Genomic DNA, 17,879 nt, shown 5'->3' with positions numbered 1-17,879 from the left:
ATGACGCTGTTTCTGCAATTGATCGGCTGGGTGCTGGTGCTCGTGGGATTACCGCTCACGCTTTCGCCCGTGCCGGTCGGGATTGTCATCGTCGGCATTGGCGCGGGGCTGATCCTCGCCAATTCGGCCGCCGCGCGAAACCGCCTGCGCAATCTGCGCGCAGACCACCGGAAGCTGGACAAGTGGTTGCGCAAGGCCGAGCGCCTTCTGCCCGACCCGTTCGACCGCATCCTGCGCAGTACGGACAGTGATGGCTGGCACAGACAGCCGGACTAGCGCGCGGCGTCTGGCGTCACTCCGCGATATGCGCCGCCATGATGGCCCGCGCCATGTCCCATGTGCCGGTGCCGGTATAATTCGTGGCGCCCATGCGCACGATCACCAGATCATGTTCCGGGATGGCGAGCGTGGTCTGTCCCTGGAAGCCGGACATATAGAAGGCCTGCGGCGAGAGTTCCGGCGCGAGCCAGAAGCCTGACCCGTAAATCCCGTTCGAGCCGGGCGTTTCCGTGGTGACATAGTCGCGCCAGTTTTCTGGCAGGATTCGGGTGTCATTGGCCATGCCGTCATCAAGATAGACCTGCATCAGACGGGCCCAGTCGTGCGGCGTGGCGTAGATGTAGGACGAGCCCTGCAGCGTGCCCGAGGCATCGGCCTCGAAAATCGGCGAATAAATACCCGCCGGCTCGAAGATCAGCGCGCGCAGGGCGCGGACCTGATCGTCCAGCGTGTCGCCGAGGCGCGATTGCATCTCCCAGGTGGCCAGCACGGTATCGCCGGACTGGTATTCCCAGTGCTCGCCCGGCGGGAAGAGCCGCTCGCGTGTCGCGGAAAAGCGGGCCATGTCGGTCTCTGTAAACAGCATGTCGGAATTGGGATCCGTGCCGTCATTGATCTCATGCGCGGCGCGGCCGCCGGTCATGCGCAAAAGATCGTCAATTGTGGTCGTCTCCGCGTCCTCGCCCAGACCGTCCAAAAGCTCGATCGTGCTTTCTTCGTAGACGTCGAGATCACCGCGCAAGGTCATGGCGCCGGCGAGGGTGGCGGCAACGGATTTGGCCATCGACCAGGAGTGCAGGCGGTTTTCGCGGGAAAAGCCGGGCGCATATTGCTCGGCGACCAGGCGGCCGTCCTGCAGCACGACGACGGCCAGCGTATTGCGCGCACCGAAATCGTCATCAAACACGCCGTCGATAGCGGCTTGCAAGGCGTCCGAATCGAAGGTGGCATCGCGGTGCGCGGCATCCAGCGCATAATATTGGGGGTCGTTTTCCCACGGCGCGGTCAGATCACGGTCGAATTCCCGTGCGCCGTGGACCAGCGTACAGCCCATCCCTTCGCGGTACTGGGCTTCGGCATGCCAGAGGCCGAGCAGGCGCGAATGCACGGACATGTCCTCGCGGTCGACATTGGCGCTGATCAGCGAAGCCGGACCGCCCAACAACGGGTCGACATAGAGCTCGCGGGCGAGACCGGGATCGATATCCGAGACGAAGGTCAGCGAGCAGATCTGTTTGGCGGTGATGCCGGTCGCGGTCGGAATATAGATGCGGCCAATCGACGATGTGTTGAGCCAGACAAGGCCGGCGATGATGGTGATAACGACGATGCCGCCGATCCAGCGCAGAATGGTCATGTGGTTCTCCCCCGAAAACGTCCTGGCTGCAGCCTAGTCGAAAATCTCCGCCTCTTCAGGATGTTTTTGTGCCCAGGCTTTCACATAGGGGCAGAGCGGGATGATTTTTACATCGGCCTTGCGGGCGCCCGCGATCAGTGCGCGCACGAGCTCGCCTGCCAGCCCCTTGCCGCCATGCTGTTGCGGGACACCGGTATGGTCGGCGATCCAGCGGGTCTGGCCGGCAATGGAATAGGTCAGCTCGGCTTCCGATCCATCGCCCAGATCCATGAAGAACCGGCCTTTGGTTTCAGATGATTCATGCTGGATTTCATATTCACTCATGGCTTCAGATCCTCAGTTTCCGCGCCTGCATTTTCTCGTAATGCGGCTGGCTGGTTTCGACGGCGTTGCGCGCGCCGTCCGGCAGATCGTGCGGGCTCGGCTGTGGCGGCTCGAAACCGGTCGAGGCCTCGACGCGGCCATACCACCACGGCGCCCAGACGCCATCACTCTCCCGCTTTCCCGCAGGCCAGGACAGCATGGCGGCATCGAAAGGAATGTCTATTGCGGCGCAAAGCGCGCGTAGCAGGCCTTCGGGATCGGCGAGCACATCCGCGCCCTCGATCACCGGCCAGGCCCGGCCCGTGCGCTGGCTGATTTTCTCGTAGAGTTCCGACTGCCGGACCTGACCGATGTCATCGGCGGTCACACTGCCCGTGGTCGCGGCAAAACTGGCGGCAACCTCGGCCGGGTCGCGGATCAGGAAGATGTGACGGCAATGGGCCGCCCAGTCGCGCGGTATTCCGTCCAGCATGTGCTGGCACATATGTTTCTGGAAGAAGAGCGGCGATCCATCGGGTGCCTCACCGGCGCAGCGGGCGGCGATGTCATCCTCGTCCAGCGGTACAGCGGCGAGAATGGTGTCGCGGCCGGGGTGATCGAGGCCGGTGCGAACCAGATAGGGCCCGTAGAAGGGTTCGTCCCAGACGGCGCAATCGGGACGGTTTTCAAACGCGCGCATGGTCGCCGTCGAGATATTGCGCGGCCCGGACCAGAGGCAGATACGGATGGTTTGCGTCATTCCGCCTCGAGCTTCCGTCGATAGAGCGCCTGCAAGCGCTCCACCATGGGTCCGCGGCCGCCGGAAATCTTGCGGCCATCGACCTCGATGACCGGCACCAGCCCGGCGAAAGTGCCGGTGGTGAAGGCTTCTTCGGCTGAATAGACCTGAGCCAGGGTGAAATTCTTCTCGAACACCGGAATCCCGGCTTCGCGGCAAATGTCGATGATCACACCGCGCGTGACGCCGCCGAGGCAATAATCGCCTGTGGACGTCCATACTTCGCCCTTGCGGACAATGAAGAAGTGCGTCGAATTGCAGGTGGCCACAAATCCGTGCGGGTCCAGCATCAGGGCTTCGTCGGCCCCGGCCTTGGTGGCCTGGATGCAGGCGGTGATGCAGTTGATTTTGGAATGCGAGTTCAGCTTCTGGTCCTGAACATCGGGATAGCCGCGGCGGACATGGACGGTGAAGAGGCGCAGGCCTTTTTCCGCGACTGCCGGGTCCGGGCGCTTCCATTCGGGCAGGATAACGATGGTGGCCGACGATATGGTGACACGCGGATCCTGATAGGGCGTCGCCTTAAGGCCGCGCGTGGTCATCAGGCGGATATGGACGCCATCGCCGTCGAGCATGCCATTGGCATCAAGCGTGTCGTAGAGGGCTTTGGTTAGGTCTTCCCGCGACAGGCCCAGATCATAATCGAGCGCTTTTGCGCCTTCTTCCAGCCGGTCGAGATGGGTGTCCAGAAAGGCGATCCTGCCCTTGTGAACGCGCAGGCCCTCCCAGACGCCATCGCCCAGCACGAAGCCGGAATCGAGCACGGAGATTTTCGCCTCGGCGCGCGGATAGAGCGCGCCATTGATCCAGACCTTCACATCCGCATTGCGCGGATCGTCGATATAGGAATGCGCGCCCTTGCCCATCAGCCGAACTTCGAGAAGTCAGGCGCGCGGCGTTCCATGAAAGCGGTGACGGCTTCGGAAAATTCCGGCGATTGCAGCATCTCGGCGAAAATGCCGCCCTCGCGGGCCATCCGGGCATCAAGTGGCTCGTCCGGCGTCATCATCAACTCCTTGGCCTTGCGGACCGCGCCGGGGGATTTGGCGGCGAGGGCCAGCGCCTTCTCGCGCACATCATTGGCAAGGCGCGCCGACGGGAAGATACCGGTAATCAGGCCGGCCTCGAGGGCGCGGGCCGCATTCCAGACACTGCCCAGCATCAAAAGGTCCGAGGCCGCCGCGCGTCCGAGGCGCGTGGGAAAGAGCAGGCTGGAGGCAAATTCCGGGGCCAAAGCCAGATCGGCAAAAGGCGTCTTGAAGGCGGCATTCTCGGATGCGTAAGCGAGATCGCAATGCATCAGAAGCGTCGTGCCGATGCCGATGGCGAGGCCGTCCACTTCGGCGATTACGGGCTTTTTCGCTCCCATCAGGGCGCGCATGAAACGCTCGACCGGCGGCATATCGCCCGAACCGATATGAGGCGGGGCTTCCATGAAATCGACCAGATCATTGCCGGCCGTGAACAGGCCGGGCTGTCCGCCCAGTACGAAAACCCGCACCGACTTTTCCGCTTCACCGGATTCAATGGCCTCGGCTGCGGCGGTGTACATTTCACGCAGGAGGGCGTTTTTCTTTTCCGGACGGTTCCAGCGGATGGTCCGCACGCCGTCTGATGTTTCGACCGAGACTAGATTGCTCATGCGGCGGGCTCCGTTACCGATTGATCGGTCAATGTGTAGGCAAGTCTGCGGACCAAATCCAGTTCGCGTAGGCGTCAACTTTCCGCGATAACAATCCGGGTCAGGGCGTCGTGGAGAATGTCGGAGACCTCCTCGCCGAGGCGCGCTTCCAGATCCGCATTCAATTCGCGTAGCACGATATCGGCCCGCTCGGCCGCCTCGGTGCCCTTGCGGGTGAGCGCCACCATGGCACCGCGCCCGTCTGTCTTGTCGGTTGTCCGGGATACCAGCCCGGCCTTGACCATGCGGTCCACGAGCCCGGTGACGGCAGGCGGATTCAGCGACAGGGTCTTGCTCAGACCGCCCATCCGGCGCTGGCCGCGCCGGAGCAGCAGAAACAGCACGCCGGCCTGAGCGGACGAGACGCCGGCCTCGTCTTTCAGGCGCTTGTCCGCCTCCCGGTTGAGACGCCGGGCGGCAATTTCTATCAAGAGGAATAATCGCCGGTCGACGGCGCGGATTCTGGCCATGCCGGAAGATAAGGCCGATTCGTTCGTTTCCGAAAGAAACCGGATTGGAAAAAGGCCGGGCGTATTCCGCCCGGCCTTTCAATTCCGTTATCCGAAGCTATTCCTCGTCCATGATGAATTCGGCATCCGCGAATTGCGGGAAGGCCTGAAGCCCTTCGCCAATCGAATCGAGGTCGCCGACCACAACCAGCACCATGCGGTCCGGTTGCAGGTATTCGGACGCTACTGCCGAGATGTCGCCATTGGAGACATCATTGATGCGGTCAACATAGGTTTCCAGATAATCGCCCGGAAGACCGTAGAAATCGCGGTTCGAAATCTGGCCGATTAGCCCGCCGGTCGAGGCGTTCTGGAGAATGAACAGGCCCGACAGCCAGCTTCGCATGCCGCCCGCTTCTTCCTCGTCGGGCGTATTCAGCTGGAGTGTCTGGATTTCACTGAAGATTTCCGAGAAGGCTTGGATCGTGGCACCCGTCGTGATGTCCGCACTGAAAGTCCAGTAGGATGTACCGACCCGGTTGGTGACACCGGATCCGGGCGAATAGGTCCAGCCGCGCTCCTCGCGCAGATTGCTGGTCAGGCGGGAGGTGAAGGAGCCGCCGAGAATCGCGTTCATGACGGTCATCCGGTAGGCGTCTTCGGTACCGATCGGTGCAACCGGAAAGCCGAGACGGATGGTGGCCTGCGGTGCGCCGGGACGATCAATCAGCTGGACTACCGGGCCGCCATTGATCGAGGCGGGCGGAATATTGGCTTCGGGGCCGGACTCCCAGTCGCCGAATGCCTCGCGAATGGCGGCCTCCAGACGCTCTTCGTCAAAGCGTCCGGCCACATAGATTCGGGTCCGGGCGGCACCGAAATTGGCGTCATAGAAAGCGCGCACCTGATCCATGGTGAAGCTTTCCATCTGGTCTTCGTCCGGCATGCCCTGACCATAGGGATGGTCAGTGCCGTAGAGGAGGCCAACATAGGCTTCATTGGCGACCGGCCCCGGTTGTGACCGGGCCACTGTCATATTGCGGACCTGGCTTTGGCGGATGCGCTCGAATTCCGATTCCGGAAAATCCGGATTGCGGATCACGGTGGCGATGCGGGAAAGGGCTTCCGGCCCGAATTCGGTCAGCACATTGGCCGAGAAATTCGTCGTATGCATGCCGACGCCGACATTCATGTCGCCGCCCATGGAAGCAAAGGCCCGGGCAATCGATTCCGGCGATTCCCCGCCGGCACCTTCTTCCATCATGGCGGCGGTCAGGTCGGCGATATAGGTATTCTCGCCATCAAAGACATTGCCGGCCAGAATCTGCACCGAAATGTTCACCTTCGGCGCCAGGCCGAAATGGATGAAGGTGACTTCGAGCCCGTTATCGAGCACGACGGTCGATGTTTCCGGCAGTTCGAACGCCGGTGCCGGGCCGATTTCCGGCCGCGGCAGGGCTTGCGAGAAAGCCGTCGGAGCGGACATAAGCATCAGGGATGCCGCCATCAGAAATGTGGTCGATTTCATCATCGTCATGTCCTCCCTATTGATCCTCATCCGGTGTTTCAGTCCCGGAGTCGCCTTGATCTGTATCCTCTGCCTGACCGCCCAATGTGCCATCGGGATCCGGAATGACCCGCAGCACGGATCGGTTGGTGGGCCGCAGATATTCCTGCGCGGTAGCCAGAACCAGTTCCGGCGTGACCTGATCAAAGCCTTGCTCGATCCGGTTGATCCGGGACGGATCATCATCAAACATGGCGAAAACCGCGAGCAGATCCGCCAGGCCGAACCGCGACGCGGAATCGACGATATTGTAGAATTGCGAGCGCAATTTGGTGATGGCGCGGTTGAGCTGTTCCTCGCTGATCTCCTCGGTGCGCAGTTGCTCGATCACCTCGTCCACATCGGCCATGATGACTTCGTGGTCGTATTCATCACCGTGAATCATGCCGGCCGACCACAGCATCGGGCCATTATAATTGTACATGTTGCCGAGCAGATTGATGCCGCCAAAAACGCTGGAGGCGTAGCCCTCTTCATTGACGATGCGCTGGTTCAGGAGACTGTCATCGCCCTGGACCAGAATCTGGTCGATCACGGCCATGGCGTAATATTCCGGCGTGCCGCGCTCCGGCATGTGATAGCCGAAACCCAAGGCGGGCTGCGGCGCCAGACGGTCATAGATTTCGCCGAACTTCTCTTCTTCCTGGCGCGGCTCGGAAATATCGATCTCCGGCAGGGGCGGACCCGGTTCGATACTGGCGAAATTGGCCTCGATCCAGCCGAGGGTTTCGTCGTAATCAATATCGCCGACGACGACGATCGTGGCGTTGTTGACCGCATAATAGGTGTCGAAGAAGGTCTGGACATCGTCCAGCGTGGCGGCCCGCAAATCGTCCAGATCGCCATAGAAATTATGGGCATTGTGCCAGTTTTCATTGGCGAGCATGGGCAGGTCGATCCAGATCCAGCCGCCATAGGGCTGGTTGATGACGTTCACCAGAACCTCGTTCTCCACGACGCCGCCCTGGGCTGCGAGATTTTCCTCATCAATGATCGGGCGCGCCATGCGGTCGGATTCGGCCCAGATGATGGCTTCCAGCGCATTATTGGGCACGACCTCGAAGTAATTGGTGAAATCGAAGCGGGTGGAGCCGTTCTGTACGCCGCCGGCATTGTAGATGAGATTGGTCATCGTGCCGCCGGGCAGGTTTTCGGATCCTTCGAACATCAGGTGCTCGAACAGGTGGGCAAAGCCGGTGCGGCCGCGTGGTTCATTGCGGAAACCGACGCCGTAATAGACGGCCACGGTGGCCGTCGGGACGGAGGTGTCGCGGGACAAGACGACCCGCAGGCCGTTTTCAAGCGTGTGATACTGAACATCGACCTGAATGCCCGAGACCGTCGTTTCGGTATCGGGCGCATCGACGACAACTGTTTCCGTGACGGGTTCACTGCATGCAAATAATGCCGCGGCACCCAATACGGCCAAAAGCCGGTTTGCCATTAAAAGCCTCCCTCTAATCGCGCCGCACCGGGCGCAAGCCTGTGCCTATCCCGCCATGATGCGGAACAAAGGTCAAATGAACGAACAGAAAAGAAAGGACGCCGCCAGCAACAGACCTGTCGTCCGGTTGCTTTTGAATACGGCAAGGCAGGCGGGCCCGTCATCCGGGTCAACCTTCCGGATCTGGTCAAAAAGGTGGAATGTGAAGGGCAGGATGGCGAGTGCAAACCAGGCGGGCGCGCCCGCCAATACGCCGGCGAGCGCCGCGCCCAGCGCGGTCAGGGCGTAAAACACCCATAGCCAGAGGTGCAGATTGGATTGCAGGGCGCGGGCCGTGGATTTCACGCCGACCAGCGCATCGTCTTCCATATCCTGACAGGCATAGATGGTGTCATAGCCGATCGTCCAGAAAACGCTGGAGGCAAACAGGGCGAGCACGGCTGCATCGATCTGCCCGGCGATAGTGGCATACCCGACGAGAACGCCCCAGTTGAAGGTCAGGCCGAGCCAGGCCTGCGGCCACCAGGTGATGCGTTTCATGAAGGGATAGGCGGCCACCAGTGCCAGAGAGCCGAGTGCGATCCAGATCGCCAGCGGCGGCAATTGCATCAGGACCACAAAACCGATCAGGCATTGCGCGAGCAGGAAGAGCCATGCCGAGCGTACCGACAGGGTTCCGGCGGCCAGCGGGCGGTCGGCGGTGCGGGCGACGCGGCGATCCAAATCCCGGTCGACGATGTCGTTATAGGTGCAGCCCGCGCCGCGCATGGCGATGGCGCCGATGGCAAACAGGACGGCGAGCCCGAGATCGCTCCATTGCGGGGGAACGCCGCTGCCGAGGCGGGCCAGCAGCAGGCCGGTCCAGCAAGGGATGGTCAGGAGCCAGAAGCCGACCGGCCGGTCATAGCGGGCGAGACGCAGAAACGGCCGGAAGCGGACGGGCGCTGCATCCACCCAGCTTTTCGGCAGGCTGTCCGCCACCCGTCGATCTGATTCCGTTACCATGCGTCTGTTCTGCCCCGAACCGGCAAAGCCGGGCAAGAGAGTTGACGCCGCAGTCTGTCATGCGTACCGGCAGGATATGACCGACCCGCGCCTTTATTGCGACTCTTCGCTCAGTGCCGCTGCCGAAATCCGGCTGGGGCGGGATGAGAGCCATTACCTGATTTCCGTCATGCGCCGGAAAACCGGCGATAAAGTTCGTCTTTTCAACGCGCAAGACGGTGAGTGGGAGGCCGAAATCGGGGCCGCTGACCGCAAGGGCGCTGTCCTGACTGTCGGGGCGCGGTTGCGGGTGGCGCAGGGTGTACCGGATCTCGATCTTCTGTTTGCGCCGGTGAAGAAAGCGCGGACCGATTTCATTGTGGAAAAAGCAGCCGAGCTGGGCGTACGCCGGATTCGGCCCGTGCTGACGCAGCGCACCATCGCCGACAAGGTCCGAATCGACCGGTTGGGCGCGCTTGCGAAGGAAGCTGCCGAGCAGACGGAACGGTTCGATCTGCCGGAGATATTCGAAGCGGAAAAACTGGCCGCCATTCTGGATGGCTGGCCAGCGGATCGCGTGCTGATCTATTGCGACGAGGCCGGAGAGGCCTTGCCAATGGCGACGGCGCTGCGCGATCGCCCGACGAACAAGGCCGCCATCCTGATCGGGCCGGAAGGCGGGTTCACGCCGGAAGAGCGGGCCAGAATTCGCAGCCTGCCATCGGCCCTGCCGGTGAGCCTCGGCCCGCGCATATTGCGAGCCGACACAGCGGCGGCGGCGGCCCTGAGCCTCTGGCAGAGCCAGTGCGGTGACTGGGCCGGCGGTGCACAACCGCGTGAATAATGCGTGTTCCGCCTTGCCGCAGGGGTATCGGCTGATTACCTAGGCTCAAAGGGCAAGGGAGCGACAGGCTTTGAGCGGATCCTATTCAGACGGTGGCCAGGGGCCCATTATCGAGTCCATCGGCCAGATGGCCGAACACCTTGCCACGGGCTGCAAGCCCAAAGACCGGTGGCGGATCGGCACAGAGCACGAGAAATTCGGCTTCCGCCTGAATGATCATGGGCCTTTGCCTTATGAAGGCGACGGACCGACCGTGCGCAAGATGCTGGAAGGCATGACGCGGTTTGGCTGGGAACCGGTGCTGGAAAACGGCAAGCCGATTGCGCTGAAGCGTGATGGTGCCAGCGTCAGCCTGGAACCGGGCGGGCAGTTTGAATTGTCGGGTGCGCCGCTGGAATCCGTCCACCAGACCTGCGCCGAAGTGAACAGCCATTTGCGCGAAGTGCGCGCTGTCGCCGATGAAATCGGGGCCGGCTTTCTGGGGCTGGGCTTTTCGCCGAAATGGTCTCTGGAAGAAACGCCGATGATGCCCAAGGGCCGCTATGACCTGATGAAGGCTTACATGCCGAAAGTCGGCACGCTGGGTCATCAGATGATGTTCCGCTCGTGTACGGTTCAGGTCAATCTCGACTTCGACAGCGAAGCGACAATGGTGAAGATGTTCCGCGTCTCGCTGGCGCTGCAGCCGGTGGCGACGGCGCTGTTCGCGAACTCGCCCTTCTCGGATGGCAAGCCGAACGGCTTCATGTCCTATCGCGCGCATATCTGGACCGACACCGACAATAACCGCACCGGCATGCTGCCCTTCGTCTTCGATGACGGGATGAGTTTCGAGCGCTATGTCGATTATGCGCTGGACGTGCCGATGTATTTCGTGAAGCGCAAGGGCGTGTTTCTGGATGCGACCGGGCTCAGCTTCCGCGATTTTCTCGATGGCAAGCTTTCGGTGCTGCCGGGTGAACGCCCGACCATGGATGATTTCGACGATCACCTCTCGACGATTTTCCCGGAAGTGCGCCTGAAGACCTTCCTGGAAATGCGCGGTGCGGATGGCGGGCCGTGGAACCGGCTGTGCGCCCTGCCGGCCTTCTGGACCGGGATTCTCTATGATGATGCCGCGCTGGACGCCGCCTGGCAGCTGGTGAAAGACTGGACCGCCGAGGAGCGTGAAGGCCTGCGCCGCGGTGCCGCGCGGGATGCACTTCACACGCCCTTCCGCGATCACACCCTGCAGGACATTGCCAGGGACGTACTCCGGATTTCCCGCGATGGGTTGCGGGCCCGGGCGCGGCTGAATGGCCATGGCGAGAACGAAACCATCTTCCTGGATGAGCTGGATGCCATTGCTGCCAGTGGCCGCAGTCCGGCGCGCGAACTCCTGCAGCGCTACCACTCCGGCTGGGAGCATTCTGTCGACCCCGCCTTCCGCGAATGCGCTTACTGACAGATTCGTGACATCTCCCGACTTGTTCTGTGGTTAACACCGTGGTCAAGTGCCGGCCGGATTCGAGACTTAATTCATCTGGGGAGGATGAGTGTGACAGATACACCAGCAGTCGCGGGGCAGCCGGGCGACGCCGCTTCGCGCGATACAAGTTTCTTCGGGCACCCGAAAGGGCTGGCCATTCTGTTCTTCACCGAGATGTGGGAGCGCTTTTCCTATTACGGGATGCGCGGCCTGCTGATCATCTATCTGACCCAGCATTTCCTGTTTTCGGATCAGCAATCGACGCTGATTTATGGTGCCTATACGGCGCTGGTTTACGTGATGACGATTATAGGCGGGACACTCGCTGACCGTTATCTCGGACAACGAAAAGCGGTGACATTCGGGGCCATTCTTCTGGTGCTCGGTCACGGCATGATGGCGTTCGAAGGCGCGGGTTCCCGCGAAATCATGACCTATGAGGGCGCGGAATATCAGCTGACGCTTGATGGCCGCGGAGGGGATGCGAACCAGATCGTCATTTCAGACTCCGGCCAGTCGATTGTTTCATTCGAGAATGAAGGCAGCGTCATGGTTGTCGCTGACCCGGCGGCGGTCGGTCTTCCCGCTCAGATCGATTTTTCCGGTGACATGACCCGGATCGAGCAGGAAGAGCTTTACGTCAATATTCTCTATCTCGCTCTGGCACTGATCATTGCCGGGGTCGGTTTCCTGAAGGCGAATATCTCGACCATTGTCGGAACGCTTTACGGGTTGGGCGATACACGCCGGGATTCCGGGTTCACGCTCTTCTATATGGGCATCAATCTGGGGTCATTCCTGTCATCGGTCTCGGTCGGGATTATCGGTATCGTTTATGGATGGGCGTGGGGGTTCGGGCTTGCCGGCGTTGGCATGCTAGTCGGCCTTTTGACCTTCCTGTTCTTCCAGGGATGGCTTGAAGGCCGCGCGGATCCGCCCGATGCGGAAAAGCTGAAAAAGAAGGTGTTTGGCCCAATCAATGTGGAATGGGCCTGCTATCTGGCAGGGCTGGCCATCATTGGCATTTCCATGCTGGCGGTGATGAACCCGCAATATATGGGCGGCATTCTGGGTCCGCTTGGCCTGATCATGCTGGCCTTCCTTGTGATCTACGCCTTTACCAAGACGGCCGGGCAGGAACGCGGCCAGATGTTGGCCGCCATCTATTTCGTACTGGCACAGATTCCGTTCTGGGCGCTGTTTGAACAGGCCGGCTCTTCGCTGAACCTGTTCACGGACCGCCTTGTGGACCGGACGATACTCGGATGGTCGGTGCCCGCACCGGTCTTCCAGAGCCTGAATGCGGCCTTCATCTTCATCTTCGCGCCGTTGATCGCATGGCTATGGATATACCTCGCCAAGCGGCGAATGAATCCGTCAACGCCGGTGAAGTTTGCCTTTGGCGTCTTCCTCGTCGGCTTGGGCTTCCTGGCACTCGTTCTGGGCATGAATGTCAGTGGCACAGCCGGCATGACGGCGGTCTACTTCATCTTCCTCATCTACTTCGTTCACACGATGGGTGAGCTGATGCTGTCGCCGGTTGGCCTGTCAGCCGTGACCAAGCTGGCTCCGGCGCGTGTCGTCGGCATGACGATGGGGGCCTGGTTCCTCTATTCGGGCCTGTCCAACTTCCTGGCCGGCATAATCGCCTCGTCAACGGGCGCGGAAACCATTGGCGGCCAGCTGACAGACGTTGCAGCGGCGAAAGCGACCTATACGGCGGTGTATACGCAGGTCGGCCTGATCGCGATGGCGATTGCGGTCGGCATGTTGCTGATCTCGCCGATCATCAAGAAATTGATGGGTGATGCGGATGGCACGATGACGCCGCATCCCGAGGACACCGAAGCCGGTGGTCCCTCGATGGACCGGTCGTCCGGCGCGCCGTAAGTCAGGCGTAGGTCTGAAATGGAAAAGCCCCGGTCCTGTGCCGGGGCTTTTTTCTACGGATAACTGTTGTCTTGCCTTGTGGATCAGCGCGCGCAGGAATGGCTGGCGTCGGACGCGTCGATCTGGACGATGCCCGAATCCCGGTCGATCGAGATGGTCGCATATTGAAGCACATCCATGCCCAGTATCATCGCCGGTTCATGATCCCAGCCCTGCGCACTGAAGACATCGAGATCGGCCTGCAGGGCCGGAAATCTGTCAACGCAAAGTCCGCCGATCTGGAAGCGGCGAACATTCACCGGCGCGGCCTCGATATCGACGTCGTCATCAACACCATTGATGTTGTATCGCACCGTTCCGGAGCGGTGACGGATATAGCGCGCGAGGCGTTGATTGACGATGGATAGCGCACTTCCGGAATCGATAATGACATTGATGTGGCTGACGCCGCGTTGAAGGTGAGCGCGCGACAGGAGCAGTCCAATCGGGCTGACGCGGCCATCCGCAATCTGTGCCGGCGCGGCATGAAAGGTCAGCGTGCCGGCAGAGAAATCCATGGCATAACGCCTTGCATTGATCGCATCCGCGCCGAGAAGGCCATCAATCGGATTGGGATTGTCCGCACTGTCCGGAATGACGACGCTGTCGATCAGCATCGGGCCGGTTGTGGCAAATTCAAACCGGTTCAGTGCAAAGCGCTCGGCTTCGAACCGGGTGGTCAGCGATTGCACATCGTCGGTTCGATTCCATTCCGAACGGAATCCCAGTGTTTCGGCTACCGGTTGAGCAATGGCCGTGTGGCTTGCGCCTGTATCGAACAGGAAAGTGTAGGGGCCCTGGCCATTGATCGTCACCGGGACGAGGAAATGACCGCTCGGCGCTCGCTCCAGAGTTACGCTGTCCAGGCGCGCCACGGCGGCTCCACTGACAGTCAGGGCCACAAGAGCGGCAAGAGCAATGGCTGTATTCCCGAATTTCAGGGACATGGCATCCTCCTTTTGAAGCGAGCCTAGCGCAGGCGCGCTGCCGCTCCAACGCCAGCAAGAGCCTGATCGCGGCATTGTGATCTTGGAAGATGCTGCTGCGGCCGCACCGGTGTTGGTCAGAATGTACCGCGGAATTCGAGATAGACCCGGGGGCCTTCACGGCGGTTCTGATACTCGATGCGGTCGATCACGTTCAGCGCCCTTGAACCGTTAAAGAAAACCCGCTGCCGCGAATTCCCATTGTCGAGCGCCTGATCTATGCCCAGACGAGCGGTCAGACCGGTCCAGCGTGTGGTTTCAACATAGATATCGAGATCGCCGTCGGTGCGGCCTTCGAGACGATATTCGCTGGCGCGGAACACCTCACCGTCCGAGAGCCAGAAGTAATCCCATCCCCAGGCCAGATCCAGCGCCGGAAAGGTCTGCCGGTAGTCCAGCCGCAACTCCCATTCCCGCAGACCGGACAGGTGGCGGTGCTGCTGTGTCAGCGTGTCGAAGATGTCGGTATTGTACCATTCGAGAAAGCCATCAAAGACGGCATTCGAAAGCCCGATCGCGTCCAGAGGCAAGGAGGCTTCGGCCGTTAGTCGGAAGATGGTGCCATCACCGATATTCCCCGGCGCATCAAACACGCCCTCGGGCGTCACGATGGAAATGAAGTCATCAACGCCTTCGATCCAGTCCTGCCCAATGCGGAAGGAGACGGACCCGCCGTCGCCGATCCGGCGTTCGGCCTCCGCTTCCAGCGTCCAGGTCCGCTGCGGCTCGTAATCCGGATTTCCGACAACGGCATTATTGTCCGCCACGTCCACGGAGCTGGCGAATTTGTCAAAGTCGAGCTGGTCGACATCGCGCCGGCCCGAAAGCCTGAGACTGGTATTGGCGCTGGCCTGCCATGTCAGCGCGATCGACGGCTTCGGATAGGAAAAGCTGCGTGATTGACTGGTATCACCGGTCTGTTCGATTTCCGAAAACTCATAGCGAAGTCCGGATTCCAGAATCAGGGACTCGCTGACGGTCCAGACATGGTTGAAGAAGGCTTCAGCGCGCCGCTCTTCGACGCGGGAATTGGCGACGGGCAAGGCAATCGGTACAATATTGATGCCGTCGTCAAACTGGATGTCGAGCCGCGTTTCCTGCCAGTTCAGCGCGGCCTCCGCGCCGAACTCGACGAGGTGTGTCGGATTGATGATGAAGCTGAAGGCCTGACGCAGAACCTGCTCTGAATTCTCGCTGTCCACGGAAACGATTGTCGCTTCGACAAAGTTGCCGGGATCATAGACTTCGAATGCTTCTGGTCCGTCCTCGGAGCCTGATTGCCGCCACAGCGCGGTTGTCGTTGTTGAAAAGCGATCACTGAATGTGTGATTGAGGGTGGCCGTCAGTGACCCTTCATTGCCGTAATTTGTGGTGCTGGATTGCTCGTAGCGGATCAGCGTGGGGGTGCCGCCGGCGAATCCGTCTACCAGCGAATACTGGTTTCGCCGCCAATTCCAGGTACTGCCCCTCGCATCGAGCTGAATGCGGGTGTCTGGACTGATCTGATGGGCGATGGAGGCATTGATGGCCACCTCCCACCAGCGACGGTGTTCGCTGTCGTTCCGGGCTTCGAGCCGGTTTCCTGCCGCGTCGAAAAGGGATTCCCGGCGCCTGACCCGTTGCGGTCTCAAATCTGTCTCCAGACCGAAATTGTAATCCGTATTGCCGCGTGTCGTTGACCAGGCGATCTCGCCATCTCCGACAAGACGGCCACCGTCAAAATAGCGGATCCGGGTGTTCCACGAGCCTGACGAGCCCGCGCCTTCACGCAGGACAACATTCACCAGCCGCGCATGGCCGCGCATTTCGTATTCGGGCAGCGGTTCGCGGATCAGCTCGATATGTTCGACATCATCGGCATTGATGCGCTGAAGCACGGTTTCAAGCGAGATTGTCTTGTTCGACGGACGGCGGCCATTGATCAGCAAATTGCCGAAGGAATCCGCCAGGCCGCGTCGTTCGGTATCGCCGCCGGAAAGGGAGAACCCCGGAATGCGGCTGACCATGTCGAGCGCCGTGACCGGGCTGAAGGCCGTGAAGAAAGCCGAATCGAAGCCGACAATGGCTGAATTGGCTATCGGCCCTGAATTCGGGTTCAGGTCCTGCGCGCCAGCCGGTGTGGCAAGCAGCAATAATGCCAGCGCGGACGCGCAGGCGGTCAATCTCTCTCGCATGAGATCCTATCCCTGTCTGACCCCCTCCGGCCAAGCCAGGGGAAGCTAGCGGAGAAAACGACTCATCTGGATTAAATGGTTGTAATTTCAATCACTGAACTGCGAACTGCTGTGATCAGCCTGCGCCGCCGACCGTCAAACCGGCGACTTTCAATGAGGGCTGACCGACGCCGACCGGCACGCCCTGACCGCCCTTGCCGCAGACGCCGACGCCGGGGTCCATGGCAAAGTCATTGCCGATCATCGACACTTTGGTCAGAGCGGTCGGACCGTCGCCGATCAGGGTTGCGCCCTTGACCGGCTCCTCGATCCTGCCATTCCGGACGCGATAGGCCTCGGTGCATTGAAAGACGAATTTGCCGGAGGTGATGTCGACCTGACCGCCGCCGAAGCCGACGGCGTAAAGCCCGTCACTCAGGCTTTCGAGCATTTCTGCCGGGTCGTGATCACCGCCGAGCATGTAGGTGTTGGTCATACGCGGCATGGGGGTGTGGGCATAGGATTCGCGGCGGCCATTACCGGTGGGCGCGACCCCCATCAGGCGGGCATTCTGGCGATCCTGCATATAGCCGACCAGCACACCATCCTCGATCAGGACAGTGCGTTCGGTGGGTGTGCCTTCGTCATCAATGGTCAGGGAGCCGCGGCGCTTTTCCATCGTGCCATCGTCGACGACGGTGACGCCCTTCGACGCCACCTGCTGGGCCATACGCCCGGCAAAGGCCGATGTGCCCTTGCGATTGAAGTCGCCTTCCAGTCCATGGCCGACAGCTTCGTGCAGGAGCACGGCCGGCCAGCCGGGCCCGAGGACCACATCCATCTGACCGGCCTTGATATCGACGGCGTCCAGATTGACCCGGGCAATGCGCAAGGCTTCGTCGGCGAGCGCCTTCCAGCTGTCCGGCGAAATCCAGGCCTCGAAGGCGTCGCGTCCACCAGCGCCGGCAGACCCGGATTCGCGGCGGCCATCGCGTTCCACGGTGACGGAAACATTCAGCCGGACCAGCGGCCGGTCATCGGTTTTCAGATCGCCATCCGGGCGCAGAATACCGACCACCCGTTTTGATCCCGCGATGGAGGCGGAGACCTGCACCACGGAAGGATCGCGGGCCCGCAGATAGGCGTCGATTTCCTGCAGCAGAACGGATTTGGTTTCAAAGCCCGGCTCGTTGACCGGATCGATCGCATCATAGAGATGGCGGTTTGTGCCCTGTGGCGCGGCGGCGAATGTGCCGCTGCGGCCCTCTCTGGCGGCGCCAACCGTGCCGGCGGCGCGTTTCAATGCGTCAATCGTGGGGTCGCTGGAGTGGGAATAGCCAGACGCCTCGCCGGACACGCAGCGCAGTCCGAAGCCGCGGAAGGCATCGAAAGAGGCGGTTTTCAGCCGGCCATCATCGAAGGCCAGTGTTTCGGACGTGCCATGTTCGAGGAAAAGCTCGCCATCATCGGCGCCATTCAAGGGGTCGGCGATAACCGACCGCGCTGAATCGGCGTCAAATTGAAAGGGGGCGAAGGGATCGCTCGACATATCACTACTCCTGCAAGGCGTGTATCAGACATAGCCGTGCCGCGCCCCGGTTGCGAGCCTGCGAACTGTTTATAGATGAATCAGGTG

16 protein-coding genes are annotated in these 17,879 nt (G+C 61.0%); 4 read left to right on the top strand and 12 right to left on the bottom strand.

The genetic code is table 11. From position 1 onward, the window contains the following. Entirely contained in the window at positions 1-276 is a 276-nt protein-coding gene (locus HXX25_RS08190; protein WP_187165448.1) for a hypothetical protein, read from the top strand. Positions 277-292: 16 nt separating this feature from the next. Here HXX25_RS08190 and HXX25_RS08185 read toward each other — a convergent pair whose 3' ends face one another. The 9 genes from HXX25_RS08185 to ubiA form a co-directional block, all read right to left on the bottom strand. Beyond that, positions 293-1,636 (bottom strand): serine hydrolase, encoded by a 1,344-nt coding sequence (locus tag HXX25_RS08185; protein WP_187165447.1) that lies wholly within the window; start codon positions 1,634-1,636, stop codon positions 293-295. Positions 1,637-1,669: 33 nt separating this feature from the next. Continuing rightward, entirely contained in the window at positions 1,670-1,960 is a 291-nt protein-coding gene (locus HXX25_RS08180) for a GNAT family N-acetyltransferase (RefSeq protein WP_187165446.1), read from the bottom strand. 4 nt (positions 1,961-1,964) lie between these two features. Then, positions 1,965-2,699 (bottom strand): sulfotransferase, encoded by a 735-nt coding sequence (locus HXX25_RS08175; RefSeq protein WP_233346605.1) that lies wholly within the window; start codon positions 2,697-2,699, stop codon positions 1,965-1,967. Further along, positions 2,696-3,604, bottom strand: coding sequence for an aminotransferase class IV (locus HXX25_RS08170; protein ID WP_187165445.1), 909 nt, complete (start codon positions 3,602-3,604; stop codon positions 2,696-2,698). Before HXX25_RS08170 ends, HXX25_RS08175 begins: the two co-directional genes overlap by 4 nt. Then, positions 3,604-4,380 carry an enoyl-CoA hydratase gene (locus HXX25_RS08165; RefSeq protein WP_187165444.1) on the bottom strand — a complete coding sequence of 259 codons (777 nt, stop codon included), beginning with the start codon at positions 4,378-4,380 and terminating at the stop codon, positions 3,604-3,606. Before HXX25_RS08165 ends, HXX25_RS08170 begins: the two co-directional genes overlap by 1 nt. 74 nt (positions 4,381-4,454) lie before the next feature. Then, positions 4,455-4,889 carry a MarR family winged helix-turn-helix transcriptional regulator gene (locus tag HXX25_RS08160; protein ID WP_187165443.1) on the bottom strand — a complete coding sequence of 145 codons (435 nt, stop codon included), beginning with the start codon at positions 4,887-4,889 and terminating at the stop codon, positions 4,455-4,457. Between the two features lie 97 nt (positions 4,890-4,986). Beyond that, a complete protein-coding gene (locus HXX25_RS08155; RefSeq protein WP_187165442.1) occupies positions 4,987-6,405 on the bottom strand; it encodes a pitrilysin family protein in 1,419 nt (472 codons plus the stop codon). A 7-nt stretch (positions 6,406-6,412) separates the two neighbouring features. Further along, a complete protein-coding gene (locus HXX25_RS08150) occupies positions 6,413-7,879 on the bottom strand; it encodes a pitrilysin family protein (protein ID WP_187165441.1) in 1,467 nt (488 codons plus the stop codon). A 72-nt stretch (positions 7,880-7,951) separates the two neighbouring features. Next, positions 7,952-8,884 carry a 4-hydroxybenzoate octaprenyltransferase gene (ubiA, locus tag HXX25_RS08145; protein ID WP_187165440.1) on the bottom strand — a complete coding sequence of 311 codons (933 nt, stop codon included), beginning with the start codon at positions 8,882-8,884 and terminating at the stop codon, positions 7,952-7,954. A 76-nt stretch (positions 8,885-8,960) separates the two neighbouring features. On the opposite strand from ubiA, the gene HXX25_RS08140 reads away from it, so the two are divergent. From HXX25_RS08140 to HXX25_RS08130, 3 genes are all read left to right on the top strand, one after another. Further along, positions 8,961-9,707 (top strand): 16S rRNA (uracil(1498)-N(3))-methyltransferase, encoded by a 747-nt coding sequence (locus HXX25_RS08140; RefSeq protein ID WP_187165439.1) that lies wholly within the window; start codon positions 8,961-8,963, stop codon positions 9,705-9,707. 70 nt (positions 9,708-9,777) lie between these two features. Continuing rightward, the gene (locus HXX25_RS08135; protein ID WP_187165438.1) at positions 9,778-11,151 is read left to right on the top strand and encodes a glutamate--cysteine ligase; all 1,374 of its coding nucleotides are present in this window, start codon (positions 9,778-9,780) and stop codon (positions 11,149-11,151) included. Positions 11,152-11,349: 198 nt separating this feature from the next. Further along, a complete protein-coding gene (locus HXX25_RS08130; protein WP_370543764.1) occupies positions 11,350-13,065 on the top strand; it encodes a peptide MFS transporter in 1,716 nt (571 codons plus the stop codon). An 83-nt stretch (positions 13,066-13,148) separates the two neighbouring features. On the opposite strand, the gene HXX25_RS08125 is transcribed toward HXX25_RS08130, so the two are convergent. From HXX25_RS08125 to tldD, 3 genes are all read right to left on the bottom strand, one after another. Further along, positions 13,149-14,051, bottom strand: coding sequence for an aspartyl protease family protein (locus HXX25_RS08125; protein ID WP_187165436.1), 903 nt, complete (start codon positions 14,049-14,051; stop codon positions 13,149-13,151). A 116-nt stretch (positions 14,052-14,167) separates the two neighbouring features. After that, the gene (locus tag HXX25_RS08120; RefSeq protein WP_187165435.1) at positions 14,168-16,264 is read right to left on the bottom strand and encodes a TonB-dependent siderophore receptor; all 2,097 of its coding nucleotides are present in this window, start codon (positions 16,262-16,264) and stop codon (positions 14,168-14,170) included. 115 nt (positions 16,265-16,379) lie between these two features. Beyond that, on the bottom strand, positions 16,380-17,792 hold the full coding sequence (tldD, locus tag HXX25_RS08115; protein WP_187165434.1) for a metalloprotease TldD: 1,413 nt from the start codon (positions 17,790-17,792) through the stop codon (positions 16,380-16,382). Positions 17,793-17,879 lie beyond the last annotated feature (87 nt).

This window comes from Hyphobacterium sp. CCMP332, from assembly GCF_014323565.1.
In the GTDB taxonomy this organism is placed as follows: Bacteria; Pseudomonadota; Alphaproteobacteria; order Caulobacterales; family Maricaulaceae; genus Hyphobacterium.
Note: the sequence above shows the minus strand (reverse complement) of the source record. Positions and strands in the feature narration are given on the sequence as shown.

What these genes read in the sequence shown, in the direction of transcription:
- HXX25_RS08125 (WP_187165436.1), bottom strand. Translation starts at nt 14,051, where the DNA reads ATGTCCCTGAAATTCGGGAATACAGCCATTGCTCTTGCCGCTCTTGTG.
- HXX25_RS08155 (WP_187165442.1), bottom strand. Translation starts at nt 6,405, where the DNA reads ATGACGATGATGAAATCGACCACATTTCTGATGGCGGCATCCCTGATG.
- HXX25_RS08175 (WP_233346605.1), bottom strand. Translation starts at nt 2,699, where the DNA reads ATGACGCAAACCATCCGTATCTGCCTCTGGTCCGGGCCGCGCAATATC.
- HXX25_RS08140 (WP_187165439.1), top strand. Translation starts at nt 8,961, where the DNA reads ATGACCGACCCGCGCCTTTATTGCGACTCTTCGCTCAGTGCCGCTGCC.
- HXX25_RS08170 (WP_187165445.1), bottom strand. Translation starts at nt 3,604, where the DNA reads ATGGGCAAGGGCGCGCATTCCTATATCGACGATCCGCGCAATGCGGAT.
- ubiA (WP_187165440.1), bottom strand. Translation starts at nt 8,884, where the DNA reads ATGGTAACGGAATCAGATCGACGGGTGGCGGACAGCCTGCCGAAAAGC.
- HXX25_RS08185 (WP_187165447.1), bottom strand. Translation starts at nt 1,636, where the DNA reads ATGACCATTCTGCGCTGGATCGGCGGCATCGTCGTTATCACCATCATC.
- HXX25_RS08190 (WP_187165448.1), top strand. Translation starts at nt 1, where the DNA reads ATGACGCTGTTTCTGCAATTGATCGGCTGGGTGCTGGTGCTCGTGGGA.
- tldD (WP_187165434.1), bottom strand. Translation starts at nt 17,792, where the DNA reads ATGTCGAGCGATCCCTTCGCCCCCTTTCAATTTGACGCCGATTCAGCG.
- HXX25_RS08165 (WP_187165444.1), bottom strand. Translation starts at nt 4,380, where the DNA reads ATGAGCAATCTAGTCTCGGTCGAAACATCAGACGGCGTGCGGACCATC.
- HXX25_RS08160 (WP_187165443.1), bottom strand. Translation starts at nt 4,889, where the DNA reads ATGGCCAGAATCCGCGCCGTCGACCGGCGATTATTCCTCTTGATAGAA.
- HXX25_RS08150 (WP_187165441.1), bottom strand. Translation starts at nt 7,879, where the DNA reads ATGGCAAACCGGCTTTTGGCCGTATTGGGTGCCGCGGCATTATTTGCA.
- HXX25_RS08120 (WP_187165435.1), bottom strand. Translation starts at nt 16,264, where the DNA reads ATGCGAGAGAGATTGACCGCCTGCGCGTCCGCGCTGGCATTATTGCTG.
- HXX25_RS08130 (WP_370543764.1), top strand. Translation starts at nt 11,350, where the DNA reads ATGTGGGAGCGCTTTTCCTATTACGGGATGCGCGGCCTGCTGATCATC.
- HXX25_RS08180 (WP_187165446.1), bottom strand. Translation starts at nt 1,960, where the DNA reads ATGAGTGAATATGAAATCCAGCATGAATCATCTGAAACCAAAGGCCGG.